This is a genomic window from Sagittula sp. (assembly GCF_052825245.1).
On the sequence record NZ_JBRBWD010000023.1, the window covers coordinates 41291 to 66558 of the forward strand.

A 25268-nucleotide genomic window follows, 5' to 3' on the forward strand; every position below is an offset into this window, starting at 1 on the left:
CACGAGGGGTGCGGCGGGTGATCGGCGGCAGGGGTCATTCCGCGACGAACCTCGGGGTGTAGACGTGCGGCGTGCCCGCAATGCGGCGGGTCAGCGAAGAGCCGACGATGACCATGGTGCGCATGTCGGCCATGTCCGGCGTCGCGTCGGAGAGCGGCACGACATTCAGCGTCTCGTCCGGGGCGGAAACGGCGCGGGCGAAGATCATGAGGCGTCCGGGTTCGCAGGTCTCGCGCAGGAGGTCGAGCACGCGGGCAAAGCCCTCGGGCCTCGATTTCGAACGCGGATTGTAGAACGCCATGGCAAAGTCCGCCTCCACCGCGAGGCGCAGGCGCTTCTCGATCAGCGCCCAGGGCTTGAGATTGTCCGAGAGGTTGATGGTGCAGAAGTCGTGGCCCAGCGGCGCGCCCGCGCGGGCGGCGGCGGCGAGGCTGGCGGTGATGCCGGGGACGACCTCGATCTGCAGGGCCTTCCATGCGTCGGGCCCGTCTTCGAGCGCCTCGAACACGGCGGAGGCCATGGCGAAGACGCCGGGATCGCCGGAGGAGACCACCGCGACGCGGTGCCCCTCGGCGGCCATGGACAGCGCGTGCTGCGAGCGGTCGATCTCCACCCGGTTGTCGGAGGCGTGTTTCGTCAGGCCGGGGCGGTCGGCGACGCGGGCCACGTAGGGGATGTAGCCCACCACATCGGTGGCCTCGGCCAGAACGGCCTGCGCCTCGGGCGTGACGAGGCTGTCGGCACCGGGGCCGAGGCCCACGATCTTCACCCAGCCTGCGGCGGCGCCGGTCATGGGCGGCGCCCCTGCCCGTGCACGAGGACGATGGAGAAATAGGGGGTGACGCGATCCTCCGCCTCGGACAGGCGCTGGACGGTCTGGCCCTCCTGGGCTGCGTATTCCACCAGCCAGGCGCGGTCGTACTTGCCCGCCTCGCGCAGGGCGTGGCGGATCTTGCCGATGTTGCGGCCGATCTTCATCACGACGATGGCGTCCGCGTCGGTCATCCGCTGGATCAGGGTTTCCGACGGCAGCGTGCCCATCAGCACGGTCAGCACGTCGTCGCCCCAGGTGATCGGCGCGCCGGAGGCGGTCCAGGCGGCGGACATGCCGGTGACCGCGGGCACGACCTCGACCCGGACGGTGTCCTTCAGCCGTTCGTAGAGGTGCATGAAGGAGCCGTAGAAGAACGGGTCGCCCTCGCAGAGCACCACCACGTCCTCGCCCGAGAGGAGGAGCTGGCGGAGGTGCATGGTCACCTGCGCGTAGAACTCCGACAGGGTCTCGTTGTAGCGCGGGTCCTGGAGGGGGATCTCGGTGGTTACGGGGTATTCCATCGGGAAGTGGATCGCGTCCTTCGGCAGGAGCGGCCCGGCGATGGTCAGCGCGTGGCCGTTGCGCCCGGCCTTGCGGAAGTAGGCGACGTGGCGGGCGTTCGCGATCAGCCGGTCGGCGCGCACCGTCATCAGGTCCGCGGCGCCGGGGCCCAGGCCCACGCCGTAGAGGGTGCCGTGCTGCGCGGTCATTCGGCGCGGCTCGCGATGGCGTTGACGGCGGCGACGGTGATCGCGCTGCCGCCGAGGCGTCCCTCGACGATGCAGCAGGGCACAGGCTGGTCGGCCCAGAGCGCGTCCTTCGATTCCACCGCGCCGACGAAGCCCACGGGGCAGCCGACGATGGCGGCGGGGCGCGGGCAGTCCGGGTCCTCGAGCATGTTCAGGAGGTGGAAGAGCGCGGTGGGCGCGTTGCCGATGGCCACCAGCGCGCCGCCGAGGTGCGGGCGCCAGAGCTCCAGCGCCGCCGCCGAGCGGGTGTTGGACATGCTGGCCGCCAGCGCCGGCACGTCCGGGTCGTGCAGGGTGCAGACGATGGCGTTGTCGGCGGGCAGGCGCTTGCGGGTGATGCCCTCGGAGACCATGCGCGCGTCGCAGAGGATCGGCGCGCCGTTTTCCAGCGCCGTGCGGGCGGCAGCGGCGAAACCGGGGGAGAAGCGGATGTGCCGTTCCAGACCCACCATGCCGGCGGCGTGGATCATGCGGACGGCGATCTGTTCCTCGTCGGGACCGAAGGCGGCGAGGTCGGCCTCGGCCCGGATGGTGGCGAAGGACTGCCGGTAGATCGCAGCCCCGTCGGTTTCGTACTGGTAGGTCATGGGCGGGTGAGGTCCTGGATGAGGGCGTCGGCGGTGAGGCCGGATAGCCGGGGGGTCTCGCCTGCGCAACCCTGACCGAGGTCATAGGCGCCGTCGCGTCCGGTGACGGTGACGGAGGCGGGCGTGGCACGGGCGCAGCCCTTGGCGCAGCCCGAGACATGCAGGTCGCGCACATGGGGAGCAAGACGGCGGGCGAGTTCGCGGGTCTCGACCGTGGCCTGCGGGCAGAAGGGTGCGCCGCGGCAGGCGGAGACGGTCAGCAGCGGATCGTCGGGATCGGTGATGAAACCCGGATGATCGACGCGGCGGGCGCCGTGCAGCAGCAGGAGCCGCCACGGGGTGACCGTGAACGCGGTGGCCCCGGAGCGGGTGAGAAGCTCCGCGAGGTCCGTGGCCTCGATCCGGCCGAAGGGGGCGGCATAGCCTTCGGGATCGTCCGGGCTGGCGCCGGGCCGACCCGCCGGGGGCGCTGCCCCCGGACCCCCGAGGTATTTCCGCCAAGATGAAGGATGCGGGGAAGACAGCGGTGGCGTGGTCTGCCAGGCCTCGGGCAGCCCGCCCGCGGCGGTCCAGGCGCGGGCGCGCCGCTGGCCCGGGGTGCGGGTCGTGCCGAAGAGGGTGGCGAGCGCGATCAGCGCCGGGATCGCCTCGTCCCCGGTGACGGGCAGGCCCTTGTCAGTGCCGTCGGCGCGGAGGATCGGGCCACGGGTGGACATCTCGAGGCGGAAGTCGGCAGGGTCGTTCGTCAGCACCGGCGCCGGGCCGGTGTCGACGGCGAAGCCGACCTTCGCCGGCAGCTCCGGCAGCTCCGGAAGTGCGGCGTAAAGCGCGGTTGCCAGGCGGTGGGTCAGGTCCCCCGGGACGTGGCCGGGAGCCACGAGGACGTTGCGGCGGCCTTCGAGCGTCTCGTCGGCGTCGAGCAAATCAAGCGCGCGCAGCCCGTCAATGAGCGCGGGGTGATCGGCCGCAGCCACGCCGTAGATCTGCAGGTTGGCGCGGTTGGTCATTTCCAGCCCGCCGTCGCCGTAGCGCAGGGCAAGGGTGCAGAGCCCCTGCCCCTGCGCCGCCGTGAGCCGTGCGAAGCACGGGCGGACACGCACCACGAGGCCGTCGCCCGAGGCCATGGGCCGGAGCGCGCCGGGGCACCAGCCGCGCACCTGTGGGTCCGTGCCGTCGGTCATTCCGCCGCCCTTTCGATGCCGGTCGCCATGTCGGCGAGGATGGAGTTGCGGCGGCTGGTCCAGAGGCCCGCGCGGTGCAGTTCCGCGAAACGCGCCTGCATCGCCGCATGGGCCTGCGGGTTGGCCTCGCGCAGGAAGGCGTCGGTCTCCGGATCGCCGAGCGTGGCGTCGTGGTAGAGGTCGAAGAGGTGGTCGGGGACCGCCCGGGCCAGGTGCGCGAAGGCCGCCATGTGTTCGAGCGTGGCGGCGATTTCCGCAGCACCGCGGAAGCCGTGGGGCATCATGCCCCGGGTCCATGCGGGGTTGGCGGCGCGGGCGCGCACGACGCGGGCGATCTCCTCGGTCAAGGTGCGGGCGCGCGGGCGGGCGGGGTCGGTGTTGTCGAGATGCCAGAGCGCGGCATTGCCTCCGGTGACCTGCTGGGCGGCGGCAAAGCCGCCCTCGTGCCCGGCGAAGTCCATGGCCAGGAGCAGGTCGGTTTCCGGCAGGTCGTGCAGGTGCACGAAGCTGTCGGCGGCGGCGACGCGGGCGGCGAGGCCCTGCGCATCGCGGGTGGCGGCGTCGCCGTCCAGCGCGAAGGCCGAGGCGGCAAGCCAGGCCTCCCCCGCGGCGCGGCGGCCCGCGTCGCTGTAGTCCTCGAGCGTGGCGCCCATGTTCAGGCCGAAGCTGCCCGGTGCGGGGCCGTAGACCCGGGCGAGGTCGGCGCGCCCGGCGAAGGGGTTCCAGTCGGGCGCCTCGTCGCGCTGCGCCAGCGCGCGCACGGCCTGTGAGAAGAGCGCGGAGAGCGTCGGGAAGACGTCGCGGAAGAGGCCGGAGACGCGGAGGGTGACGTCGATGCGCGGGCGGTCGAGTTCCGCGATGGGCAGCACCTCGATCCCCGAGACCCGTTCGGAGCCCTTGTCCCAGACCGGCTTCACGCCGAGGAGGTGCAGCGCCATGGCGAATTCCTCGCCGGCGGTGCGCATGGTGGCGGAGCCCCAGAGGTCGACGATCAGGCCGCGGGGCCAGTCGCCTTCGTCCTGCAGGTGGCGGCGCACCAGCTCCTCCGCCAGTTTCACGCCCTGCGCATGGGCGGCGCGGGTCGGGACGGCGCGGGGGTCGGTGGTGAAGAGGTTGCGGCCCGTGGGCAGCACGTCGCGGCGGCCCCGGTAGGGCGAGCCGGAGGGCCCCGGCGCGATGCGGCGGCCGTCGAGCGCGGCGGGGATGGCGCGGCGTTCGGATGCGGGCGAGCCGGTGAGGTCTTGTGGGAGGTCTTGCGCCGTCGGATCCCTGCGACCCCAGATGTGCAGGCCCTCGCCGAACTGGCTTTCCTTCACGTCGCAGACGAAGCGGTCGATGCGGGTGATCGCCTCGGCGGTGGAGCTTGCGCGGTCGAGGCCGAGGTCGTCCTCCACCCCCAGCGCCTGCGCCTCGTCCCGGATGTCGGATTGCAGCCGGTCGCGGCGGCGCGGGTCGAGGCCGTCGGCGTTGGAGAATTCGTCCAGCAGCGCCTCGAGCCGGGCGAGCCGGTCCGGGGTGCCGCTCTCGCGCAGCGGCGGGGGGACGTGGCCGAGGGTGAGCGCGCCGAGGCGCCGCTTGGCCTGCGCCGCCTCGCCGGGGTCGTTGACGATGAAGGGGTAGATCACCGGCAGGGTGCCGGTCAGCGCCTTGGGCCAGCAGGCGGCAGAGAGCGCCACGGACTTGCCCGGCAGCCATTCCAGCGTGCCGTGCGCGCCGATGTGGATCAGCGCGTCGGCCTGCTGTTGCAGCCAGAGGTAGAAGGCGACGTAGCCGTGACAGGGCGTGCGCGAGAGGTCGTGATAGTCGTCGTCGCGGGTTTCCGGCGTGCCGCGTTCGGGCTGGAGCGCGACCGTCGCGCGGCCGCAGCGGAGGGCGGCGAAGCGGAAGGCGCCGTCCCGGACCAGCGTGTCGGTGTCGGGGGCGCCCCAGGCGGTATGGAGGTCGTCGCGCAGGGTGTCGGGCAGTCTGGCGAGGGCCGCCTCGTACTCCGCCAGCGGCCAGCTTTCGGTACGGGCCAGGAGGGCAGCGGGCAGGTCGGCGGGGGCGCCCGTCACGTCGTGGCCCGCGTCGCGCAGGTCGTCGAGGATCGCGCGGGCGGAGGCCAGTGCGTCGAGGCCCACGGCGTGGCCGATGTTCCAGTCCTTGCCCGGGTAGGTCGAGAGAATCAGTGCGGGGCGGCGCTCGGCCGGGGTGCGGCGGGCCAGGGACAGGCGCGCCACCACCCGGTCGGCGAGGGCCGCGATGCCCTCGGCATGGGCGGCATGGGCGGCGCGGGCGAACTGCAGGTCGGGGTCGCGCGCGCCGGTTTCCTTGAAGGAGACGGGTTCGCCCAGGATGGTGCCGTCGACTTCCGGCAGCACCACGTGCATGGCGAGATCGGCGGGCGAGACGCCGCGGTCGGCCTCTGCCCAGGCCTTGCGGTCGGAGGTGGCCAGCACGCACTGGAAGACCGGCACGTCGGCGGCGTCGAGCGGCGAGGTGCCGTCCGCGCCCTTGCCGGAGAAGGCAGTGGCGTTGACGATGGCCGCCGGGGCCAGCGCCGCGATCTGGCGGCGCAGCCAGCCCGAAGCCTCCGGCGCCTTCAGCGAGGGCACGAAGAAGGCGGTGACGGCGAAGCCGCGTGCGGCGAACTCCTCGTAAAGCGCGCGGATCGGCGCGAGGTCGGCGGAGACGAGGTAGGAGCGGTAGAAGACCACCGCCAGCGGCGTCTTGCCCGGCTCCCGCGTCAGCACCGGGCAGGTCACGCCGTGTTCGGGCGTCCAGGCGCCCAGCGGCGGCAGGCCCTTGGCGCCGCGCACCGGCCCGGCATAGAGGCCCGCCGCCAGCGCCAGTTGCGCCAGCGCGGCCTGCGCCGCCACGGTGCCCCCCGCGTCGCAGAGATGCGCCAGCCGCCGCAGCGTGGACACCGGCAGCGTCGACATCTCGTCGAGCCGCCTGTCCTCGCGCCCGTCGGCGGGCAGCACGGCCAGCGCGATGCCCTTCTGCTGCGCCAGCGCCAGGACCTGCTGCAAGCCGTAGGACCAGTAGGGCACGCCGCCGATCAGCCGGATCAGGATGCCCTTCGCGCCCTCCAGCGTCTGCTCGACATAGGTGTCGACCGAAAGCGGATGCCTGAGGGCTGCAAGGTTGGCAAGGCGGAGCGTGGGCATCCGCCCCTCCGGTCCGCCGCCGCGCCGCCAGCCTTCGGCGAAGGCGCCGAGGTCGCTGTCGGAGAACGACAGGACGACAAGGTCCGCCGGGCTCTGGCCCAGGTCCTGCGGCGTCTCGCTCTCTTCGAGGCCGTGGCTTTCGCGGAAGATGACGTGCATCGGCGGTTCCCGGGGAAGGCGGCGCAGAGCCCCGCCCTACTTCATGTCACTCTGCGGCGACCGGCGTGGCGCCGAGGACCGACCGGATGGCGTCGGGACGGATGTCGTCGTGTTCCGCGATGACCACGACACGGCTGACGCGCGCCTCGTCCGGCTTCCACGGGCGGTCGTACTGGTGACGCACGCGCGCCCCCACCGCCTGCACCAGAAGGCGCATGGGCTTGCCCTTCACGGCGGCGTAGCCCTTCACCCGCAGGATGTTCTGTTCCTTCGCGAGCCGTTCGATGGCAGCGACGAGCTGCGCGGGCGTGTCCTGCTCCGGCAGTTCCACCACGATCGACTCGAAGTCGTCGTGTTCGTGGTCGTCATGATCGTCGTGATGCGAGGGGCGCGCGTCCATGTCGTCCTCGGCGGCCGCTTCCAGCCCGAGGATAACGCGCGGGTCCACCACGCCCTCGGCGACCTCGACCACCGGCAGCGGGCGCGGCGCCTCGGCGGCGATGATCGCCTTGGCCTTCGCCACGCCTTCGGGACCGGCGAGGTCGGGCTTGGTCAGGAGGATGATGTCGGCGCAGGAGATCTGGTCCTCGAAGACCTCGCTCAGCGGCGTTTCGTGGTCGATGCTGTCGTCCGCGAGGCGCTGTGCGTCGACGCGCGCCACGTCGGGGGCGAAGCGGCCTGCCGCCACCGCCTCTGCGTCGGCCAGGGCGATCACGCCGTCGACGGTGATCTTCGACCGGATGTCCGGCCAGTCGAAGGCCTTCAGCAGCGGCTTCGGCAGGGCAAGGCCAGAGGTCTCGATCAGGATGTGATCGGGGCGCGGATCGAGCGCCATCAGCGCCTCGATCGTCGGGATGAAGTCATCGGCCACGGTGCAGCAGATGCAGCCGTTGGCCAGTTCCATGATGTTCTCGGCAGGGCAGTCGGGGATGGCGCAGGACTTCAGGATCTCTCCGTCGACGCCCACGTCGCCGAATTCGTTGACCACCACGGCCAGGCGACGGCCACCGGGGTTCTGCATCAGGTGACGCACCAGCGTGGTCTTGCCGGAGCCGAGGAAGCCGGTGATCACGGTGACGGGGAGTTTGGCTAGATCGGTCATTCAGTCGGCCTCCAGTGGGGTGTTCGGGGTCAGGGGCGGGATGCGCGCCACGCAGTTGCGCTTGAAGTGTTCGGGCCGCTCGCGCCACGGGATCAGCCCGTCGCCGGTCGCGTGATAGCGCGCCGCGCCGTCGAGCAGCATGTCCGGATGCGACACCTCGTCGACATTCCCGAACACGTAGGTCCAGCGGTCGCCGCCGCGCAGGGCGACGGTGCAGCCCGCGTCGCAGTTCTGCAGGCATTCGACGGCGGTCAGGCGCAGGCCCGCGGGCAAAGGCCGGGCGGCCAGCGCGTCGTAGAGCGCCTGGCCGGGCCGGCGGTCGTCGGCGGGGATCTCCTGCCCCCGGCGGCACTTCACGCAGACCAGAAGTTCGGCTTCCGATGACATGGCAACCTCGCGCGTCTCATGGGGGGACCTTGAGCGGGGCACGGGCCATGACAGGCCCTCTCCCGACCCCGGATCACCCCGTCCGGTTTCGTTCCTCCGCCCCTTCCACGGCGCGGCCACTGGCAGGTCTCCCGGCTTGCGGAACTGGGCGGCAGGGGGTCCCTGTCTGCCCAACGGCACCCGGCCTTCCCGGCGATCTCGCCAGTGGCTTCGGGCCCTTTCCGGTCACGGTCGCGGGGGCGGCTGCGCCTGACCCCGACGCGGGGCTGCGCATTCCCTTTTCACCTGCTAGACACAGGCACCAGCACCCCGGCTGATGCGCCGGACGCCCGGCAATGTCAAGGAGAGCCCGCGCCATGAGCGAAGACGAGAACGCCCGCCACACTGAAAAGATGAAGAAGATCAAGGCGGCCCGCGACCGGATGATGGCGACCAAGACAGAGGAGAAGGGCCTGATCATCGTCCACACCGGCACCGGCAAGGGCAAGTCGTCCTCCGGATTCGGGATGATCATGCGCTGCATCGCCCACGGCATGCCCTGCGCGGTGGTGCAGTTCATCAAGGGCGCCTGGCCCACGGGCGAAGGCACCTTCCTGCGCGAACGCTTCGCGGCCGAATGCCGGTTCTTCGTGTCGGGCGAGGGCTTCACCTGGGAGACGCAGGACCGCGAGCGCGACATCGCGGCGGCACGGAACGGCTGGGAGATCGCCAAGGCGCAGATCCTCGACCCCGAGGTGCAGTTCGTGCTGCTCGACGAGATCAACATCGCGCTGCGCTACGACTACCTCGACATCGACGAGGTGGTGGGGTTCCTGCTGGAACAGAAGCCGCCGATGACCCACGTCTGCCTGACCGGGCGCAATGCCAAGCCCGAACTGATCGAGGCGGCGGACCTCGTCACCGACATGACGCTGGTCAAGCACCCGTTCCGCGAGGGGGTGAAGGCGCAGAAGGGTGTCGAGTTCTGAGCCTGCGGGATCCGGGTTTCGGCGCGCCTGCGGCGCCCCGACCCGCTGGGGGTTCCCCCCAGACCCCCAAGGTATTTTCGCCAAGATGAAGGAAAGGCTTTCTTAACCGGAATCGCGGAGGCTCGCCGGGCGGTACAGGGAGAGGTCCCGATGACCGCCCAAGGTGAAGGCACCGCGTCTCCCCCTTCCCGGAAGGCCCGAGGCGCGGTGCCCGACCCTCTCCTTCATCTTGGCGAAAATACCTCCGCCGGAGGCGTCCTGACGAGGCCGCATGCGTCATATGGCTGGCAAGGGCGCGGCATTTGCCAGAGGCGCGGGGCGGGATGGGTCGCGGTCTCGCGTTAAAGGCGAGGGCGAATTTTCTTGTTGCGCGGATTTGTCGGTGGTGGCCTCGCGGGAGGGTCAAGCGACGAAGCTGCCTAAGGTCTCCTGGCCCTCCGCGACCGCTGGCGTCGCGTTTCCCTGGAAGGTGCAAAGGCACACCTTAGCCGCGGGTCGGGGCTTTTTCCGGACACTTTCCGTTTTGGTTTCTTTGCATCCACGGCCGATGTGGCAGCGTCGTCAGAGGTGTTTCGGGGGCGCTGTTCGGACCGCCGGGCGGTTTTGTTCTCAGGCTGTCTTCGAGTGCGTGGCGACGGGCGATGGCGGGCGGTGCGTTGACCCTGCTTCGCAGGCTGGTAACGGTGGAGGTCAGTACGCCCAGGCCATGAAGGGACCGCCGCCCGATGTTCAGGAAACGGATGCAGGACGCCACCTCCCGGCACGAGGAGGTCTATGGCTTCTACGAGAAGCTCTATACCACCATCGACCTTTGCGCGGGGATGGCCTTCCTCGTGGGGTCCGTGCTGTTCTTCTGGGAGGAGACGCAGTACCCGGCGACCTGGCTTTTCACCGTGGGTTCCGTCCTTTTCGTCGCGCGGCCCGCGTCGCGGTTTGCGCGGGAATATCATCTCGCGCAGCTGCCGCTGCCCGGGGATCGTGATCCGGAATGACGCGCGCACTCATGCTTCAGGGCACCGGGTCCAACGTGGGCAAGTCGGTGCTGGTGGCGGGGCTCTGCCGCGCGGCGCTGCGCCGGGGCCTGTCGGTCGCGCCGTTCAAGCCGCAGAACATGTCGAACAACGCCGCCGTCACCGTCGACGGCGGCGAGATCGGGCGCGCTCAGGCGCTGCAGGCGCGGGCCTGCGGGCTGGAGCCGCACACCGACATGAACCCGGTCCTCCTCAAGCCCGAAACCGACGTGGGTTCGCAGGTGGTGGTGCAGGGCAAGCGGCTCGCCACGGTCCGGGCGCGCGAATACGCCGCGCTGAAGCCGCAGTTGCTGGGCCATGTCACCGAGAGCTTCGGGCGTCTGAAGGCGCGCCATGACCTGGTGATCGTCGAGGGCGCGGGCAGCCCGGCCGAGGTCAACCTGCGCGCCGGCGACATCGCCAACATGGGCTTCGCGGAAGCAGCAGGCCTGCCCGTCGTGCTGATCGGCGACATCGACCGGGGCGGCGTGATCGCGCAGGTGGTGGGCACGCAGGCGGTGCTCTCGCCCGCGGACAACGCCCGGATCGCGGGCTTCCTGATCAACAAGTTCCGCGGCGACCCGTCGCTGTTCGACGACGGTTACGCGCTGATCGAGGCGCGCACCGGCTGGCGCGGCTTCGGCACCGCGCCGTGGTTTGCCCATGCCTGGAAACTGCCCGCGGAGGATGCGCTCGACATCCGGGCGCCGGAGCGGCGTGCGGGGCTGCACATCGTTTGCCTGCGCCTGTCGCGCATCGCCAATTTCGACGACATGGACCCGCTGGCGCAGGAGCCGGGCGTGCGGCTGACCATGCTGGGGCACGGAGAGCCGATCCCCGGCGATGCCGACCTCGTGGTGCTGCCCGGCTCGAAGAGCACGCGGGGCGACCTGGCCTTCCTGCGCGACCAGGGCTGGGACATCGACCTGGCCGCCCATCACCGGCGCGGCGGGCATGTGCTGGGCATCTGCGGCGGCTTCCAGATGCTGGGGCGGAGCGTGGCCGACCCGGACGGGATCGAGGGCGCGGCTGGCGAGACGGCGGGGCTCGGGCTGCTCGACGTCGACACGGTGATGACCGGCGACAAGCGCCTGACCCGGGTGCGCGCGCAACACGCCGCGACCGCCCTGCCCTTCGCCGGGTACGAGATCCACATCGGGCGCACGACCGGCGCGGATTGCGCGCGGCCCTTCGCCTTTGTCGACAACCGGCCCGAGGGCGCCTGTTCCGCGGATGGCCGCGTGATGGGCAGCTACCTGCACGGCATGTTCACCGACGACGCCTTCCGCGCGGGGTTCCTGAAGCGGTTCGGGGTGGCCTCGTCGCAGGCATACGATGCCACGGTGGACGCGACGCTGGATGCCCTGGCGGATCACCTCGAAACGCATCTCGATGTGGAGGGGCTGCTGGCGGTGGCACGCTAGCCTCAGCGCAGCGCGGCCTCCACCATGGGCCATTCGTCGCTGCCCGGCAGGCCCAGCCGCAGCCATGTGGCGCTGTAGGGGAAGATGCGGCTCCAGACATGGGCCTGGGCAAGGCGGTCCTGCGCGGCCACGGCATCGGGCACCGCGTAGGTCCGGAAAAGCGGGCAGCCCCCCACCAGCGGCCAGCCGCGCGCCATGGCGAGCGCGTCCATCGCGGCGCAGTCGTAGTCGAGGCGGGCGATGGTCTCCGCCTGCCAGCCGGTGTCGGCGAGGGCGGTGCAGGCGATCTCGATCGCGGGGCCGGAGACGGGCCACGGTCCGGCCATGGCTTTCAGCCGCTCTGCCAGCGGGCCGGTCGCGAGCGCGAAGCCCAGCCGCAGCCCTGCGAGCCCGTAGAACTTCCCGAAGGAGCGCAGGACCACCACGTTGTCGCGCAGGCGGTGCAGGTCCGGGGCGATGCAGGCGTCGGGCGTGGCATCGCCAAAGCTTTCGTCGACCACCAGCAGCCCGACCTGTTCGGACAGCGCGGCCACCGCGTTAGTGTCCACCACGCGGCCGTCGGGGTTGTTCGGCGTGACGACGACGGCCAGGTCGGCGCCGTGGAGCGCATCGGGGGTCGCGACCTCCTCCACCGTCCAGCCGAAGGCCCGCAGGCAGGCGGCGTGTTCGTTGTAGGTGGGCGTCAGGACGCGGGCGGTGCCGGGTGCGGCGAGGAAGGGCACGGCCTGGATCGCGGCCTGCGCGCCCGCCAGTGGCACCACCTCGGCCCGGGTGGCATAGGCGCGGGCGGCGACGCTGCGCAGGAGGTCCATGTCGGTGCGGGTCGGCAGCGCCTGCCACGCCTGCGGCGGCACATGCGGCACCGGGTAGGGCACGCGGTTGATGCCCGTGGACAGGTCGATCCAGTCGAGCGCCACGCCGCCGAAGCGTCTGATCGCGGCGTCGAGGTTGCCTCCGTGGTCGCGTGCCATGTGGTTCCTTTCGTGTCGCTAGAACGCGGCGAGTGCCAGAAGCAGCACCCCGGCCAGCGCCATGCCCCGCATGTAGGCCCGGAGCGCCCGGCGCATGTCGCGCGCCGCAGGGTCCGGGGCGCCGGCGTTCAGCCAGGGCTCCTCCACCCGGTGGGTGGCGTAGACGCGCGGGCCCGACAGGCGTACGCCCAGCGTGCCCGCCATCGCGCCCTCGGGCCAGCCCGCGTTGGGCGAGCGGTGGGCGGCGGCGTCCCGGCGCACCACCTTCAGCGCCTCCTTCAGACGGCGCGGCGTGCCGAGCGCAAAGAGCGCGGCGGTGATCCGCGCCGGTATCCAGTTCACCACGTCGTCGAGCCGGGCGGCGGGTTTGCCGAAGGCCTCGTAGCGGTCGTTGCGGTGGCCGATCATCGAATCCATCGTGTTGATCGCCTTGTACCCCACGATGCCCGGCAGACCCAGCAGGACACCCCAGAAGAGCGGCGCGATCACCCCGTCGGAGGCGTTCTCGGCCAGGCTCTCGATCCCGGCGCGGGCGACGCCCCCGGTGTCGAGCTGCGTGACGTCACGCCCGACGATCATCGCCACCGCCTGCCGCGCGCCGTCGAGGTCGCCGCCGCCCAGCGGACGGGCGACCGCCGCCACGTGGTCGTGCAGGGAGCGGACGGCGACGAAGGGCCAGGCGAGGAGGCCGGAGAGGAAGATGCCCGCCCAGCCGCCGGGCAGCGCCAGCGCGATGAGTGCGGCAAGCGTCATCGGAAGGACGGTCACGAGGAGGACGGTCAGCGCGCCGAGGGCGATGCGTCTGTGGCGTGGGCCCGCGTTCCAGCGCCGTTCGCAGAGGGAGATCAGGTTGCCGATCCAGACGACCGGGTGGCCGATCCGTTGGTAAAGCCGGTCGGGCCAGCCGATCGCCGCGTCGAGCACCAGCGCCACCAGCATCGTCGCGGCGAAACTCATGGGCGTTGTCCGGTTGTGAAGCGCAGCACCTGCGTCAGGCCCGCCTCGCGCAGCGCGGCTTCTGCTTTGGCTGGCACGGTGCCGGGGGCGAAGATCAGCCCGCGGGCAGAGCCGGTGTGCGCCCGCACCACGCCGAGCGCCTTCAGATCGCGTGCAAGCCCGGCCATCGGGTCGCCGGGTCCGCGCAAGGCGTCGCAGCGGGCGGCGGAGGCTGTCGCGACGCGCGCGGCCCGTGCGAGGTCGCCCGCCGTCACCGCCTGTTTCCAGTCGGTCACGAGGTCGCCGACCTCCGGAAAGGCGTGGTCCGCCGGGTCGGTGCGTGTCGGCGCCCCCCAGAAGCCGCCGACAACCTCGCAACGGGGCGGCGCGGGCAGGCGGTCGGCGATGCGCCCTTCGCGCGAGGCCCAGAGCAGCCGGTCCGGGTCGGGGAACATCAGCGGATCGCAGGCGCCTTCGACGGCAAGGCAGGCTTGCGCGATCTCTTCTGCCGTGGCCTGCGGCGCGACGGCCCGTGCGCCCGCCACCAGCCAGGCGGTGGAGGCCCCTGCCCCGCCGCCCGGCGGCATGTCGCAGGCCAGTTCCGGCCAGTGCGCCGTGTCCGTGCCAAGTGCCGCGCAGAACCGCGCCACCGCGTCCCCGGGGAACAGCGCCGGGCCCGGGCCGGGTGTCACGCGCAGCGCCGGGCAATGGAGCGTCACCAGCACCACCGGCCCGTCCGCGCCAAGCCGCCCCTGCAGCCACTCGCCGAAATGCCCCGCAACGCCCGTCATGCGAAGACCCGATTCACGCTGCGCACCGATACGGGCGCCCCGAGCCAGACGCCCAGCCGGGTGGCCGAGAGCGGCGCGATCTCGAAGGCCAGTGCGCCGGGAACATGCCCCGTGACCAGCGCCAGCGCCGCCCGGATAACCCCCGCATGGGCCACGACCGCCACCGGCGCGGCGAGGTCCTCTGCCATCCGCGCGGCGTCCAGCAGACCGGGTGTCACCCGCGCGCAGACATCGGCAAAGCTTTCGCCGCCCGGCCAGCGGTGCGCGGCCAGCGCCTCCGGCGTCATCTCGCCAAGGTCGGGCAGGTCGGTCAGCGCGCGCCCCTCGAAATCGCCGAAATCCTGTTCCCAGAGACGGGCATCCTGCATGGGATCGGTCCCGGGCCAGAGCGCCGCGACCGTCTGCCGGCAGCGCAGCGCCGGGCTGACGATGACCCGCGCCACCCGGCCCACGCCAAGGGTCAGCGCCTCGACGGCATCGGGCGACAGAAGGGCCGCCACGTCGCGCCGGCCGTTCAGGACGCCCGGCTCAGCCACCGGCGCATGCCGGATAAGGACCAGTTCCGGTCGCTCTTCGCCCATGCCCTGACAGTCCCCCGGATTTCCACTTTCCATTCCGCGCCGAACCTGCTCTTTCACGGCGCCATGAAAAAGTCGATACTGATCACGGGCGGTGCCCGATCCGGCAAGTCGGCCCTCGCCGAACGGCTGGCGTTGTCGCGCACTGGCCGTGCGGTCTATATCGCCACCGCCGAGGCCCGCGACGACGAGATGCGTGACCGGATCGCGCAGCACCGTGCCCGCCGCGGCGAAGGATGGACCGACCACGAGGCGCCCCTCGATCTTGTCGGCACGCTCGTGGCCACCGACGGCGATGCGCCGCGGCTTGTCGATTGCCTGACGCTGTGGCTGACCAACCTGATGCTGTCGGACGCGGACTGGCGCGCGGCGGGCATGGCGCTGGCCGAGGCGCTGCCCCGGCAGGCCGCCCCCGTGGTGCTGGTGACCAACGAGGTCGGCTCCGGCATCGTGCCCGACAACCGGCTTGCGCGGGAATTCCGCGATGCCGCGGGCTGGCTCAACCAAACCATCGCAACCGCCTGCGACGAGGTCTATCTCTCGGTCGCGGGCTGTCCCCTGAAGGTGAAACCCGATGACGTCACTCTCTGACCTGACCACGCTGGCCGATGTCGCGGCCCTTGCCGCCACCCTGCCGGAGGCCGATGCAGCCGCCCGCGAGGCCGCCGATGCCCGCCAGATGAGCCTGACAAAGCCGCCGCGCGCGCTGGGACGGCTTGAGGATCTGGCCGTCTTCATGGCCGGGTGGCAGAAGACCCACCGCCCGTCGATCACGCAGGCGCAGGCACTGGTGTTTGCCGGGAACCACGGCATCTGCGCGCGCGGCGTGAACCCCTTCCCGCAGGAGGTGACGGCCCAGATGGTCGCGAACTTCCGCAGCGGCGGCGCGGCGATCAACCAGCTCTGCCGTGCCTCGGGGGCCGAGCTGGACGTGGTCGAACTGGACCTCGACACGCCCACCGCCGATTTCACCGCAGGCCCCGCCATGACGGAGGCCGAGGTGCTGGAGGCGATGAAGGCCGGCGCGGGCGCCGTGCCTGCGACGACCTCCGTCCTGGTGCTGGGCGAGATGGGCATCGGCAACTCCACCGTCGCCGCCGCCCTTGCCGCCGCGGCCTTCGGGGGCGACGCCGCCGACTGGGTGGGCCGGGGCACCGGGTCCGACGCGGAGGGCAAGGCGCTGAAGGCAAAGGTCATCGAAGAGGGCCGCAGCCTGCACGCCGATGCGCGGGGGCTGGGCCTGCTGATGGCCTACGGCGGGCGCGAACAGGCGGCGATCTGCGGCGCGGTGATCGAAGCCCGCGCCCGCCGCATTCCGGTCATCCTCGACGGCTATATCTGCACCGCAGCCGTGGCCCCGCTGTTTGCGCAGGACAAGCGGTTCCTCGACCATTGCATCGTCGGCCACCAGAGCGCCGAGCCGGGCCACGCCCGCCTGCTCGCCGCGATGGAGAAGGCGCCGGTCCTGACGCTGGACATGGCACTTGGCGAAGGCTCCGGCGCGGCGCTGGCGCTCGGGGTGCTGCGCGCGGCGCTGGAGTGCCACAACGGCATGGCCACCTTCGCCGAGGCGCAGGTCTCCGGCGGATGAGAACGGCGCGCCGCCTCCACGAGATCCGGCTGGCGGTGATGTTCCTGACCCGCCTGCCGGTTGGCACCCTGCCCGAGCCCGTGCCGACGCTGGCGGAGGCGCGATGGGCCTTTCCGCTGGCGGGCCTGCCAGTGGGGATTGCCGGGGGGCTGGTGTTTGCGCTGGCGGGCTGGATCGGGCTGGCGCCGCTGCTGGCCGCCGTGCTGGCGCTGGCGGCCATGGTGATGATCACCGGCGCGCTGCATTTCGACGGACTGGCGGACGTGGCCGACGGTTTCGGCGGCGGGCGCGACGCGGCCCACGCGCTGGAGATCATGCGCGACAGCCGGATCGGCAGCTACGGCGCGGTGGCGCTGGTGCTGACGGTGGGCGCCTGGGCGGCGGCGCTGTCCGGGCTTTCGCCGGCGCGCGGGCTGATGGCGCTGCTGGCGCTGTCCGTCCTGAGCCGCCTTGCGATGCTGGTCCTGCTGGTGGAACTGCCCTCGGTGCGCGCGAAGGGGCTTGGCCAGTCGGCCAGTGCCTCGGGCGGGCGCCCCTACCTGCCGGGCGCGCTGCTGGCGCTTGTGCTGATCCTGCCGCTGGGGATCGGCGGGCTGGCCGCGCTTGTCGCCGTGGCGGTGACCGCGGCCCTTGTGGCGTGGCGGGCGCAGCGGCGGATCGGCGGCCAGACCGGCGACGTGCTGGGCGCGGCACAGCTTCTGTGCGAGACCGCCGGGCTGGCCGCCCTGACGCTGGGATGACCGCGCGATTGCATCACGACAGCGGGCCGTGCCAAACCGTCCCGCAGACCTGAGGAGGACCTGTCCCATGCCATTTTTCCAGCCGCCGGAGCTGCGCCACGCCTTCGATCTGACGGTCGAGCTCGACCCGATCCGGGAAATGGGCCGGGGCCGCGCCGGGCGCCGCCGGATCATCCCGATTGTCGGAGGCACCTGCGAGGGCCCGCGCATCAAGGGCCGTGTCCTGAACCTCGGCGCCGACTGGCAGACGATCTGGGACGGCGGGGTCTCCGAACTCGACACCCGCTACGGGATCGAGACGCATGACGGCGCGACCATCGAGATCATCAATTACGGCCGCCGCTTCGGGCCGGAGGACGTGATGGCGCGTGTCGCCGCGGGCGAGGACGTCGATCCGGCGGAGTACTACATGCGCACGCATTGCCGCCTCGAAACCGGCGATCCGCGGTACGAATGGGTGAACGCGCCGCTGTTCCTCGGCACGGGCGGACGCAGGGCGGCCTCCGTGGTGATCTCCTTCTACGAGATCGCCTGAGGCCGGCAGCGCCGGACGCAGGGCAGGACCGCGCCGCGCAATCTGAAAGGGGCCGCCAGCGCGGCCCCATCATCATCTGCATAAAATGACCCGGTCATGGCTTCCCGCCATAGGCGCGTGTCCACCGTCAGGCAAACGGGCGCGACCGGCGCTCTTCCGCTGCGCGCCTCTTCCGAAAGGCTCCGCTGCCCTTCGGCGCTGGCCGGTCAGAACGGCGGGTCTCAAGGCCCCCTTGCCGGGGACAGGGCGCCCTTGCGCGGGCGCAGCCCGCGCGGGTCGCCGCCGTCAGGCGGCGAAACCCTCAGATCTTCAGGATCCGCCGGGCGTTTTCCTTCAGGATCAGCGGCTTGACCTCGTCCTTGATGCCGATGGTCTCGAAATCCGCCAGCCAGCGGTCCGGCGTGATCGCGGGCCAGTCCGACCCGAAGAGCATCTTCTTCTTCAGGATCGAATTGGCGTATTTCACGAAGATCTCGGGGAAGTACTTCGGCGACCAGCCCGACATGTCGATGTAGACGTTGGGCTTGTGCTGGGCGACCATCAGCCCCTCTTCGGTCCACGGAAAGGACGGGTGCGCCAGCACGATGGGCGTGTCGGGGAAATCCACCGCCACATCGTCGATATGCACCGGGTTCGAGTACTTCAGCCGCATACCCATGCCGCCCTTCATGCCCGATCCCACGCCCGTCTGGCCGGTGTGGAACAGCATGATCCCGCCTTCCTCGGCAATCGCCTCGTAGATCGTGTAGGCCGCCTCGCGGTCGTTCGGAAAGAAACCCTGCATCGTCGGGTGGAACTTGAAGCCCTTGATCCCGAACTCCTTCACCAGCCGCCGCGCTTCCCGCGCGCCCGCCTTGCCCTTGTGCGGGTCGATGGAGGCGAAGGGGATCAGGATGTCGGAGTTCTCGGCGGCGATCTGCGCCACCTCCTCGTTGGAATAGCGGCGGAAGCCCGTCTCCCGCTCCGCGTCGACCGGGAAGATCACCGCGCCGATCTTGCGCTCGCGGAAGTATTCCGCCGTCTGCTGGACGGAGGGCAGCATCCCCTCGGCCCCCGCCGGGTTCCGGAAATACCGGGCCATCCCGGCCTGGAACTCGTCGTAGCCGTCGTCGCGCGGGCCGCAGCACGGCTCCTCCGCGTGGGTGTGAAAGTCGATGGCGATCAGATCGTCGATGTTCATGGTGCCTCCCTGGGGTCGCGGCCAGACAAGCACGCCTCCGCGCGCTGTCCAACCGGAAATATCCACCGCCCGTTCCCCGGTGCCCGAGGATTCCGGCGGCGATTATTGTTTCCTAGTAGACAAAATAACGGATTCGAGTCAACGTGCCCGAAACAGGCCCGGCGGGGAACGACCGGGACGGCGAAATGCCCGGAGGAGAGATGACCACAACACCGCGAGAGGTGTCCTTCTGGACACCGCGCCTGACCGTCGACCGCCGCGCGGACGGCACCATCCTGCTGGCACAGGAAGAGCCGCTGGGCGCCTATCCCGACCACATGGGCCAGCGCTTCGCCCACTGGGCGCAAGAGGCACCCGACCGCATCTGGATGGCCGAGAAATCCGGCGACGGCTGGGACACGCTCTCCTACGGCGAAGCCTGGGCCAGGATCCGCGCCATCGGCGAGGCGCTCGCCCGCAGCGGCCTGACGCAGGACACCCCGGTGCTGATCCTCTCCGGCAACTCCATCGCCCATGCGCTCATGGCGCTCGGCGCGCAGCACGTGGGCGTGCCCTCAGCCGCCCTCGCCCCCGCCTACGCGCTGACCGGCGGCGACTACGCCAAGCTGCGCGACATCGCCGCCCAGATCTCGCCCGGTCTGATCTTCGCCGACGACGCAGGCCCCTACGCCGACGCGATCACGACGGTCTTCGGCGCGGAGGTGCCCGTGGCCTCCCTGACCGGCACGGTGAAGGGGCGCGAGACGCTGTCCTTCGACGACCTGACGCAGACACCCCTGACCGATGCGGAGGCCACGGCCGCCGCCGCCGTCACCCCCGACACCGTGGCGAAATTCCTCTTCACCTCCGGCACCACAGGCTCGCCCAAGGCGGTGATCCAGACCCAGCGGATGCTCTGCGCCAACCAGCAGATGGTGCAACAGTGCTTCACCTTCATGAAGGAGACGCCCCCCGTGGTCGTCGACTGGGCACCGTGGAACCACACCGCCTCAGGGAACAAGGTCTTCAACATGGTGATCTACAACGGCGGCACCTACTACATCGACGACGGCCGTCCGACGCCCAAGGCCATCCACAAGACCATCGAGACGCTGCACGAGATCTCGCCGACCTGGTACTTCAACGTGCCGCTGGGCTACCAGATGCTGCTCGACGCCTTCGAGACCGACGCGAAGCTGCGCGAGACCTTCTTCAGGCGCATCCAGATGCTGTTCTACGCGGGCGCGGGCATGTCCCAGCCGGTCTGGGACCGCCTCACCCGGGTCTGCGATCAGATGGTGCCGGGCGGCGTGCTGCTGACCTCCGGCTTCGGCGCGACGGAAACCGGCCCCTTCTCGGTCATCAACACCGCCCGGCAGAAGAAATCCGGCAACCTCGGCCTGCCCGCCCATGGCGTGACGCTGAAACTCGTGCCGCAGGGCGACAAGCTGGAGGCGCGGGTGAAAAGCCCCTCGATCACCCCCGGCTACTGGAAAAACGCGGCGCTGACCGAAGAGGCCTTCGACGAGGAAGGCTTCTATCGCTTCGGCGACGCCTTCCGTTTCGCCGATCCCGACGACCCGTCTCAGGGTCTGCTCTTCGACGGACGGCTCGCCGAGAACTTCAAGCTCGCCTCCGGCACATGGGTCGCCGTCGGCCCCCTGCGGGCGAAACTGACCGACGACCTCGGCGGCCTCGCTTCCGACGTGGTGATCGCCGGCGAAGGCCATACCGAACTCGGCGCTCTTGTCGTGCCGAACCGCGCCGCCCTGCGCGAGATCGCGGGCGAAGACCTCGACGGCGAGGAACTCCTGTCCCATCCGGAGGTCCGCAGACGCACCGCAGACCGGCTCGCCGCCCACGCGCGGGCCGCCACCGGCTCCGCGTCCCGCGTCCTGCGGCTGATGTACATGTCCGTGCCGCTCGATTTCGACAAGGGCGAGGTCACCGACAAGGGCTCGATCAACCAGCGCGCCGTGCTGCGCCACCGCGCCGACCTGGTGGAGGCGCTGTGGTCCGAAGACCCGCGCGTCCTCCACGTCGCCAAAGGCTGACCCCGGTGCCCGCACCTGCCACCGCCGGAAACGGGGCGCTGCCCGCCCCCTTCATCTTGGCGGAAATACCTGCCTTGCGGACGGCGCCGTCCCGCACCGACGCCCGGCACAGGCACGTCCCGCGCGCCGGGGGCGCGCGACCGTCGGATCGCCGCAGGGATTTCCGAAGGAAAGCCCGCACGGCGATCCGAACCCCGTTCCCCTGAACGCAAGGCCTCCGCATGACACCTGAAACGCTCCTCTCCCTCCTCGACGCCACGCCCGGCTGGACGGCACAGGCCGCGGCCGCCGACCTCGACGACACGGCCACGCTGCAGATCCTCTCGGAGGCCGCGAAATTCGCGCAGACCGCCCTCGCGCCCCTCGCCGCCCATGCCGATACGGCGGGCTGCCGCATCGAGGATGGCCGGGTCAGGACGCCAGATGGCTATGCGCACGCCTTCCGGCAGATGGGCGCGGACGGCTGGATCGCCGCCGACCTCGATCCAGACCTTGGCGGCATGGGCCTGCCGCTGGCGCTGCACGCGGCAGCCTCCCTGCCGATGGAGGGCGCGGCCCTGCCCTTCATGATGGCGCTGGGATCGACCCGCGCGGCGGCGCATTGCCTGGCAGCCACCGCGCCGGAACTGGCGGCAGAGTGGTGCCCGAAACTCGCCTCCGGCCAGTGGGCGGCGACGATCTGCATCTCGGAGCCGGACGCGGGCTCCGACGTGGGCCGCATCCGCACCAGGGCCACGGCAGAGGGCGAGGGCTGGACCGTCTCGGGCACGAAATGCTGGATCAGTTTCGGCGATCACGACATGGCAGAGCGCATCGGCCAACTCTGCCTCGCCCGGACCGGCGCGCCGGAGGAGGGCACGCGCGGCCTGTCGCTGTTCCTCGTTGCCGACACGCTGCAGGACGGCAGCAGGAACGGCATCTTCGTCGAGCGGATCGAGGAGAAGCTGGGCCTGCACGGCTCGCCCACCTGCGTGCTGCGGTTCGAAAGTGCGGAGGCCACGCTGATCGGCACGCCCGGCCGCGGCTTGCCCGCGCTCTTCAACATGATCGAACTGATGCGCCTGCAGGTCGGCGTGCAGGGCGCGGGCGTCGCCGCCACATGCGCCACGCTGGCGCGCGACTATGCCGGGGACCGCAGGCAGGGCGGACGGCCCGACGCCGCCCCCGTCGCCATTGCCACCCACCCGGACGTCCGTCGCCAGCTCTGGCTGATGGAGGCGCGCGCGCTGATCGCCGCCGCCCTGGTGGTGGAGACCGCCGTCACGCTGGGCCAGGCGCAGGGCGGCGACCCGGAGGCCGCCGCGCTCTCGGCCTTCCTGCTGCCGCTGGCCAAGACCTTCGGCGGCGAGATGGGGCAGGCCAATGCCTGTGCCGCGATCCAGGTGCTGGGCGGCGCGGGCTACACCCGGGAATGGCCCGCCGAGCGGCACTTCCGCGACGCCCGCATCACCACGATCTACGAAGGCACCACCGGCATGCAGGCGCAGGACGTGCTGTTCCGCCGCCTGCTGAAGGACGGCGCGACAATCCGCGCGGCCCTGACGGCCCGGCTGGAGGGGGACGCGGTCTTCCCGGCGCTGCTGGCGCGGCTCGATACCCTCGTGGAGCGGCTTTCAGGCGCGAAACCTGAGGCGCAGGCCCTTGCCGCAGACGCGGCGCTGCGCGCCGCCTGGGAGGTCGTGGCCGCGGGGCTGGCGGAGCGCCTGCTTGGATCGCTCGGTCCAAGCGCGGCGCTCGACCTCTGGCTCTCCGGCGCGGCGGCGCGCATGGCGGTGGCAGAGGCTGGCGTGGACTGGGCGCTGAGGGTTTCGGATCGCTGACGCGATCCGATCCGCGCGCCCTTCGGGCGCGCGTACCTTGGTGGCCCCGTGAACAGCCCCCTGCCGGCGGCGCGCGCCGGTGCGTCGGGGCATTCAGGTATTTTTGCCAAGATGAAGGCAGCACCGGGTTTGCCCGAACCGGACGACGCTCCGCTTGGGCCGCGTCAGCAGTAGGCTTCCGGTCCCACGGACTGCGCGTCGGAGTAGCGCGCGCCGTGGCACCAGCCGACCGGCAGCCGCTGTTCGATCTCCGCGACGATGTCGGGCGACAGCTTCATACCGGCGCCGGCGACCAGTTCGGCGAAATGCGCGGTGCTGCGCGTGCCCGGGATCGCGTGGATCGCGGGGCTCTTGGCCAGGGTCCATGCGATGGCGAGGGATGCGGTCGCCACGCCCATGTCTGCCGCCATCTCGCGCAGGGGCGCGCTGGCCGCGATGTTGCGGTCGAGGTTGCCGCCGGTGAAGCGCGGATTGCCGGACATGAAGCCGCTCGCGGCCACACGCTCCGGCGTGGGCGGCGTGTCGGACAGCAGCCCGCGGCCCACCGGGCAGAAGGCGACCAGCGCCGTGCCGAGATCCTCGCAGGCCTGCAGAAGTCCCAGTTCCGGCAGGCGCGTCTGCAGCGAGTATTCCGACTGCACCGCCGCCACCGGCGCAACGGCCGCCGCGCGCCGGAGCGAGGTCGGCGCGATCTCGGAAAAGCCGAAGGCGGCGATTTTGCCCTTCGCCCTGAGCGCGGCGAGGGTTTCCGTCACCGCCTCGATCTCGTGCCGGGGGTCGCGGCGGTGCACGTAGAAGAGCGCCACCTGCTCCACCCCAAGGCGCCTCAGGCTCTGGTCCAGCTCTGCCTCGAGGTGTTCGGGCGCGTTGTCGAAGGTGCGCCGCCCCTCCGCGTCCCGGGTGATCGCCGCCTTCGTGGCAATGGTGAAGGGCATGCCGCCCTTGCCCGCGTAGCGCTTGAGGTAGGCGCCGATGGTCTCTTCGGAGCGGCCCATGCCGTAGACGTTGGAGGTGTCGATATGCGTCACGCCCGCGTCGAGCGCCGCGTCCAGCACGGCGTGCGCCTCCTCGACGCTGACCGGACCGTAGAAGTCCGAGAAGGACATCGCCCCCACACCCAGCGCCGCGACCTCCGGGCCGCCGGCCCCCAGTTCCCGTTTCAGCATCGCCTCGTCTCCCGCATGTCCGTTTGCGCGACCATCCCCGAAAAGCGGGGCGGGGCCAAGGGCGCAGGCGAAGGTTTCTTTGCCAGTATCAACCAGGGGCAGCCGCTGGTGGCACGCGGGCAAACGCGTCAGACGCGGGCGCCCTCGGGGATCATGCGGGGGGCCTCGTTCAGGGCCTCGCGGGCAAAGCCCGCCGCCGCCTTGTAGCCCGCCATGAAGGCGTCGCGTTCCGCGGGCGGGATCACCGCGTCAATGTCGTCGAACTCCCCTCCGCAGCGTTCGTCGACCATGTTCAGGAGGCCGAAGGGACCGGCGCCCCGGTTGCGCAGCACAAGCTGGCCCACGGGTCCGGCAAGGCGCGCGTCGTAGGCGGCAAGCGCGGCCGGGCCGACGCCCTCCGCCAGCAGGCACTGGCCCAGCGTGCGCGCGTCGATCACCGCCTGGCTCGCGCCGTTGGAGCCGGTCGGATACATCGCATGGGCCGCGTCGCCCAGAAGCGCCACGCGCCCGTCGACCCATGTGGGGATCGGGTCGCGGTCGATCATCGGGTTCTCGTAGGCGATGTCGGCGCGGGACAGCAGGTCCGGGACGTCCAGCCAGTCGTAGCGGAAGCCCTCGAAGTGATGGGCGAATTCCGCGATTTCCACCGGGCGGAACCAGCCGCTTTCGCCCCGGCCCTCGCTCTTGTCGACGACCAGTTCGGCGATCCAGTTGATCGTCGCCAGCCCGTCCGCGTCCGGGGCGGAGATCGGGTAGATCACCATCCGGTGCCGGTGCGTGCCGAGCCCCACGAAGCTGGAGCCGGTGCGGATCGGGGCCGCCCGCGTGGTGCCGCGCCACATGACCGCGCCGCCCCAGTGGATCGGCGGCTGGTCGGGGTGCATCTGCGCGCGGGTGGCGGAGTGGATGCCCTCCGCCCCGATCAGCAGGCTGCCGCGGGCGCGGACCTCGCCGGCTTCTGTCTGCATCACCAGCGTGACGCCGTCCTCGTCCTGTTCGTAGCCCGCCGAGGCGTGGCCGGTCCGAACCGCGTCCTTGCCGGCACGTTCGCGGAACGCCTCAAGCAGCGCGATGTGGAAGGCGCCGCGGTGCACGGCGTATTGCGGCCAGTCGTAGCCCGCCTCCAGCCCGCGCGGCTCGGCGTAGATGTCGTTGCCGTTCAGGCCGACCAGCGCCCATTCGCGCGCGGGCACGCCGACGCGGTCCAGCACCTCCGGCCCGATGCCCAGGTCGTAAAGCTCGCGCACCGCGTTGGGCTGCAGGTTGATGCCCACGCCCAGGGGTTTCAGCTCGCGCACCTTCTCGTAGACCACGCAGGGCACGCCGATCTGGTGCAGGGTCAGCGCGGTCACGAGGCCGCCGATGCCGCCTCCGGCGATCAGGACGGGGTCGGCCAT

23 protein-coding genes and 1 riboswitch are annotated in these 25268 nt (G+C 71.3%); of the genes, 9 read left to right on the forward strand and 14 right to left on the reverse strand.

Annotated features, from left to right (window positions below):
- Positions 1 to 34: 34 nt before the first annotated feature.
- The 7 genes from cobJ to ACU0DV_RS07675 are packed head-to-tail and all read right to left on the reverse strand — an operon-like array spanning position 35 to position 8128.
- Positions 35 to 793 carry a precorrin-3B C(17)-methyltransferase gene (gene cobJ / locus ACU0DV_RS07645; RefSeq protein WP_446243164.1) on the reverse strand — a complete coding sequence of 253 codons (759 nt, stop codon included), beginning with the start codon at positions 791 to 793 and terminating at the stop codon, positions 35 to 37.
- Positions 790 to 1524 (reverse strand): precorrin-2 C(20)-methyltransferase, encoded by a 735-nt coding sequence (gene cobI, locus ACU0DV_RS07650; protein ID WP_100929605.1) that lies wholly within the window; start codon positions 1522 to 1524, stop codon positions 790 to 792. Before cobI ends, cobJ begins: the two co-directional genes overlap by 4 nt.
- Positions 1521 to 2150, reverse strand: coding sequence for a precorrin-8X methylmutase (locus tag ACU0DV_RS07655; protein WP_100929604.1), 630 nt, complete (start codon positions 2148 to 2150; stop codon positions 1521 to 1523). The genes cobI and ACU0DV_RS07655 overlap by 4 nt, the downstream gene beginning before the upstream one ends.
- On the reverse strand, positions 2147 to 3331 hold the full coding sequence (locus ACU0DV_RS07660; RefSeq protein ID WP_446243165.1) for a cobalamin biosynthesis protein CobG: 1185 nt from the start codon (positions 3329 to 3331) through the stop codon (positions 2147 to 2149). The genes ACU0DV_RS07655 and ACU0DV_RS07660 overlap by 4 nt, the downstream gene beginning before the upstream one ends.
- The gene (gene cobN / locus ACU0DV_RS07665; RefSeq protein WP_446243166.1) at positions 3328 to 6639 is read right to left on the reverse strand and encodes a cobaltochelatase subunit CobN; all 3312 of its coding nucleotides are present in this window, start codon (positions 6637 to 6639) and stop codon (positions 3328 to 3330) included. The genes ACU0DV_RS07660 and cobN overlap by 4 nt, the downstream gene beginning before the upstream one ends.
- A 46-nt stretch (positions 6640 to 6685) precedes the next feature.
- A complete protein-coding gene (cobW, locus tag ACU0DV_RS07670; RefSeq protein WP_446243167.1) occupies positions 6686 to 7741 on the reverse strand; it encodes a cobalamin biosynthesis protein CobW in 1056 nt (351 codons plus the stop codon).
- Positions 7742 to 8128, reverse strand: a complete 387-nt coding sequence (locus tag ACU0DV_RS07675) for a DUF1636 domain-containing protein (protein WP_283980898.1) — start codon at positions 8126 to 8128, stop codon at positions 7742 to 7744.
- 117 nt (positions 8129 to 8245) lie between these two features.
- Positions 8246 to 8435: riboswitch (cobalamin riboswitch) on the reverse strand.
- A gap of 49 nt (positions 8436 to 8484) precedes the next feature.
- On the opposite strand from ACU0DV_RS07675, the gene cobO reads away from it, so the two are divergent.
- The 3 genes from cobO to ACU0DV_RS07690 all read left to right on the forward strand — a co-directional run bounded on the left by cobO (position 8485) and on the right by ACU0DV_RS07690 (position 11530).
- On the forward strand, positions 8485 to 9096 hold the full coding sequence (cobO, locus tag ACU0DV_RS07680) for a cob(I)yrinic acid a,c-diamide adenosyltransferase (RefSeq protein WP_283980899.1): 612 nt from the start codon (positions 8485 to 8487) through the stop codon (positions 9094 to 9096).
- A 725-nt stretch (positions 9097 to 9821) separates the two neighbouring features.
- A complete protein-coding gene (locus ACU0DV_RS07685; RefSeq protein ID WP_446243168.1) occupies positions 9822 to 10088 on the forward strand; it encodes a YrhK family protein in 267 nt (88 codons plus the stop codon).
- The gene (locus tag ACU0DV_RS07690) at positions 10085 to 11530 is read left to right on the forward strand and encodes a cobyric acid synthase (protein ID WP_446243169.1); all 1446 of its coding nucleotides are present in this window, start codon (positions 10085 to 10087) and stop codon (positions 11528 to 11530) included. The genes ACU0DV_RS07685 and ACU0DV_RS07690 overlap by 4 nt, the downstream gene beginning before the upstream one ends.
- A gap of 2 nt (positions 11531 to 11532) precedes the next feature.
- Here ACU0DV_RS07690 and cobD read toward each other — a convergent pair whose 3' ends face one another.
- The 4 genes from cobD to ACU0DV_RS07710 are packed head-to-tail and all read right to left on the reverse strand — an operon-like array spanning position 11533 to position 14809.
- The gene (cobD, locus tag ACU0DV_RS07695; RefSeq protein ID WP_446243170.1) at positions 11533 to 12501 is read right to left on the reverse strand and encodes a threonine-phosphate decarboxylase CobD; all 969 of its coding nucleotides are present in this window, start codon (positions 12499 to 12501) and stop codon (positions 11533 to 11535) included.
- Positions 12502 to 12519: 18 nt separating this feature from the next.
- Positions 12520 to 13458, reverse strand: a complete 939-nt coding sequence (cbiB, locus tag ACU0DV_RS07700; RefSeq protein WP_446243171.1) for an adenosylcobinamide-phosphate synthase CbiB — start codon at positions 13456 to 13458, stop codon at positions 12520 to 12522.
- Positions 13455 to 14228: a propanediol utilization protein gene (locus ACU0DV_RS07705; RefSeq protein WP_446243172.1), complete on the reverse strand. Its 774-nt coding sequence runs from the start codon at positions 14226 to 14228 to the stop codon at positions 13455 to 13457. Before ACU0DV_RS07705 ends, cbiB begins: the two co-directional genes overlap by 4 nt.
- On the reverse strand, positions 14225 to 14809 hold the full coding sequence (locus ACU0DV_RS07710) for a histidine phosphatase family protein (RefSeq protein WP_446243173.1): 585 nt from the start codon (positions 14807 to 14809) through the stop codon (positions 14225 to 14227). The genes ACU0DV_RS07705 and ACU0DV_RS07710 overlap by 4 nt, the downstream gene beginning before the upstream one ends.
- Positions 14810 to 14872: 63 nt before the next feature.
- Between ACU0DV_RS07710 and cobU the strand changes: the two genes are divergently transcribed.
- The 4 genes from cobU to ACU0DV_RS07730 all read left to right on the forward strand — a co-directional run bounded on the left by cobU (position 14873) and on the right by ACU0DV_RS07730 (position 17672).
- Entirely contained in the window at positions 14873 to 15397 is a 525-nt protein-coding gene (cobU, locus tag ACU0DV_RS07715; RefSeq protein ID WP_446243174.1) for a bifunctional adenosylcobinamide kinase/adenosylcobinamide-phosphate guanylyltransferase, read from the forward strand.
- Positions 15381 to 16397: a nicotinate-nucleotide--dimethylbenzimidazole phosphoribosyltransferase gene (gene cobT, locus ACU0DV_RS07720; protein WP_446243175.1), complete on the forward strand. Its 1017-nt coding sequence runs from the start codon at positions 15381 to 15383 to the stop codon at positions 16395 to 16397. The genes cobU and cobT overlap by 17 nt, the downstream gene beginning before the upstream one ends.
- On the forward strand, positions 16394 to 17137 hold the full coding sequence (cobS, locus tag ACU0DV_RS07725) for an adenosylcobinamide-GDP ribazoletransferase (protein ID WP_446243176.1): 744 nt from the start codon (positions 16394 to 16396) through the stop codon (positions 17135 to 17137). Before cobT ends, cobS begins: the two co-directional genes overlap by 4 nt.
- 67 nt (positions 17138 to 17204) lie before the next feature.
- Positions 17205 to 17672 (forward strand): DUF3237 domain-containing protein, encoded by a 468-nt coding sequence (locus tag ACU0DV_RS07730; RefSeq protein WP_446243177.1) that lies wholly within the window; start codon positions 17205 to 17207, stop codon positions 17670 to 17672.
- 301 nt (positions 17673 to 17973) lie between these two features.
- Here ACU0DV_RS07730 and ACU0DV_RS07735 read toward each other — a convergent pair whose 3' ends face one another.
- Positions 17974 to 18852, reverse strand: coding sequence for an amidohydrolase family protein (locus ACU0DV_RS07735; RefSeq protein ID WP_100929590.1), 879 nt, complete (start codon positions 18850 to 18852; stop codon positions 17974 to 17976).
- Between the two features lie 200 nt (positions 18853 to 19052).
- Between ACU0DV_RS07735 and ACU0DV_RS07740 the strand changes: the two genes are divergently transcribed.
- Complete coding sequence (locus tag ACU0DV_RS07740; RefSeq protein ID WP_446243178.1) at positions 19053 to 20885, forward strand: feruloyl-CoA synthase; 1833 nt, start codon at positions 19053 to 19055, stop codon at positions 20883 to 20885.
- A gap of 221 nt (positions 20886 to 21106) precedes the next feature.
- On the forward strand, positions 21107 to 22705 hold the full coding sequence (locus ACU0DV_RS07745; RefSeq protein ID WP_446241121.1) for an acyl-CoA dehydrogenase family protein: 1599 nt from the start codon (positions 21107 to 21109) through the stop codon (positions 22703 to 22705).
- A gap of 164 nt (positions 22706 to 22869) precedes the next feature.
- On the opposite strand, the gene ACU0DV_RS07750 is transcribed toward ACU0DV_RS07745, so the two are convergent.
- Both ACU0DV_RS07750 and ACU0DV_RS07755 read right to left on the reverse strand, forming a co-directional pair.
- A complete protein-coding gene (locus tag ACU0DV_RS07750) occupies positions 22870 to 23871 on the reverse strand; it encodes an aldo/keto reductase (protein WP_446241120.1) in 1002 nt (333 codons plus the stop codon).
- A gap of 128 nt (positions 23872 to 23999) precedes the next feature.
- Entirely contained in the window at positions 24000 to 25268 is a 1269-nt protein-coding gene (locus tag ACU0DV_RS07755; protein ID WP_283980913.1) for a flavin-dependent oxidoreductase, read from the reverse strand.

Bases quoted from the DNA above. Each gene is read 5' to 3' on its own strand.
- cobJ (WP_446243164.1), bottom strand. From the start codon at position 793: ATGACCGGCGCCGCCGCAGGCTGGGTGAAGATCGTGGGCCTCGGCCCC.
- cobI (WP_100929605.1), bottom strand. From the start codon at position 1,524: ATGACCGCGCAGCACGGCACCCTCTACGGCGTGGGCCTGGGCCCCGGC.
- ACU0DV_RS07655 (WP_100929604.1), bottom strand. From the start codon at position 2,150: ATGACCTACCAGTACGAAACCGACGGGGCTGCGATCTACCGGCAGTCC.
- ACU0DV_RS07660 (WP_446243165.1), bottom strand. From the start codon at position 3,331: ATGACCGACGGCACGGACCCACAGGTGCGCGGCTGGTGCCCCGGCGCG.
- cobN (WP_446243166.1), bottom strand. From the start codon at position 6,639: ATGCACGTCATCTTCCGCGAAAGCCACGGCCTCGAAGAGAGCGAGACG.
- cobW (WP_446243167.1), bottom strand. From the start codon at position 7,741: ATGACCGATCTAGCCAAACTCCCCGTCACCGTGATCACCGGCTTCCTC.
- ACU0DV_RS07675 (WP_283980898.1), bottom strand. From the start codon at position 8,128: ATGTCATCGGAAGCCGAACTTCTGGTCTGCGTGAAGTGCCGCCGGGGG.
- cobO (WP_283980899.1), top strand. From the start codon at position 8,485: ATGAGCGAAGACGAGAACGCCCGCCACACTGAAAAGATGAAGAAGATC.
- ACU0DV_RS07685 (WP_446243168.1), top strand. From the start codon at position 9,822: ATGTTCAGGAAACGGATGCAGGACGCCACCTCCCGGCACGAGGAGGTC.
- ACU0DV_RS07690 (WP_446243169.1), top strand. From the start codon at position 10,085: ATGACGCGCGCACTCATGCTTCAGGGCACCGGGTCCAACGTGGGCAAG.
- cobD (WP_446243170.1), bottom strand. From the start codon at position 12,501: ATGGCACGCGACCACGGAGGCAACCTCGACGCCGCGATCAGACGCTTC.
- cbiB (WP_446243171.1), bottom strand. From the start codon at position 13,458: ATGAGTTTCGCCGCGACGATGCTGGTGGCGCTGGTGCTCGACGCGGCG.
- ACU0DV_RS07705 (WP_446243172.1), bottom strand. From the start codon at position 14,228: ATGACGGGCGTTGCGGGGCATTTCGGCGAGTGGCTGCAGGGGCGGCTT.
- ACU0DV_RS07710 (WP_446243173.1), bottom strand. From the start codon at position 14,809: ATGGGCGAAGAGCGACCGGAACTGGTCCTTATCCGGCATGCGCCGGTG.
- cobU (WP_446243174.1), top strand. From the start codon at position 14,873: ATGAAAAAGTCGATACTGATCACGGGCGGTGCCCGATCCGGCAAGTCG.
- cobT (WP_446243175.1), top strand. From the start codon at position 15,381: ATGACGTCACTCTCTGACCTGACCACGCTGGCCGATGTCGCGGCCCTT.
- cobS (WP_446243176.1), top strand. From the start codon at position 16,394: ATGAGAACGGCGCGCCGCCTCCACGAGATCCGGCTGGCGGTGATGTTC.
- ACU0DV_RS07730 (WP_446243177.1), top strand. From the start codon at position 17,205: ATGCCATTTTTCCAGCCGCCGGAGCTGCGCCACGCCTTCGATCTGACG.
- ACU0DV_RS07735 (WP_100929590.1), bottom strand. From the start codon at position 18,852: ATGAACATCGACGATCTGATCGCCATCGACTTTCACACCCACGCGGAG.
- ACU0DV_RS07740 (WP_446243178.1), top strand. From the start codon at position 19,053: ATGACCACAACACCGCGAGAGGTGTCCTTCTGGACACCGCGCCTGACC.
- ACU0DV_RS07745 (WP_446241121.1), top strand. From the start codon at position 21,107: ATGACACCTGAAACGCTCCTCTCCCTCCTCGACGCCACGCCCGGCTGG.
- ACU0DV_RS07750 (WP_446241120.1), bottom strand. From the start codon at position 23,871: ATGCTGAAACGGGAACTGGGGGCCGGCGGCCCGGAGGTCGCGGCGCTG.
- ACU0DV_RS07755 (WP_283980913.1), bottom strand. From the start codon at position 25,268: ATGGCCGACCCCGTCCTGATCGCCGGAGGCGGCATCGGCGGCCTCGTG.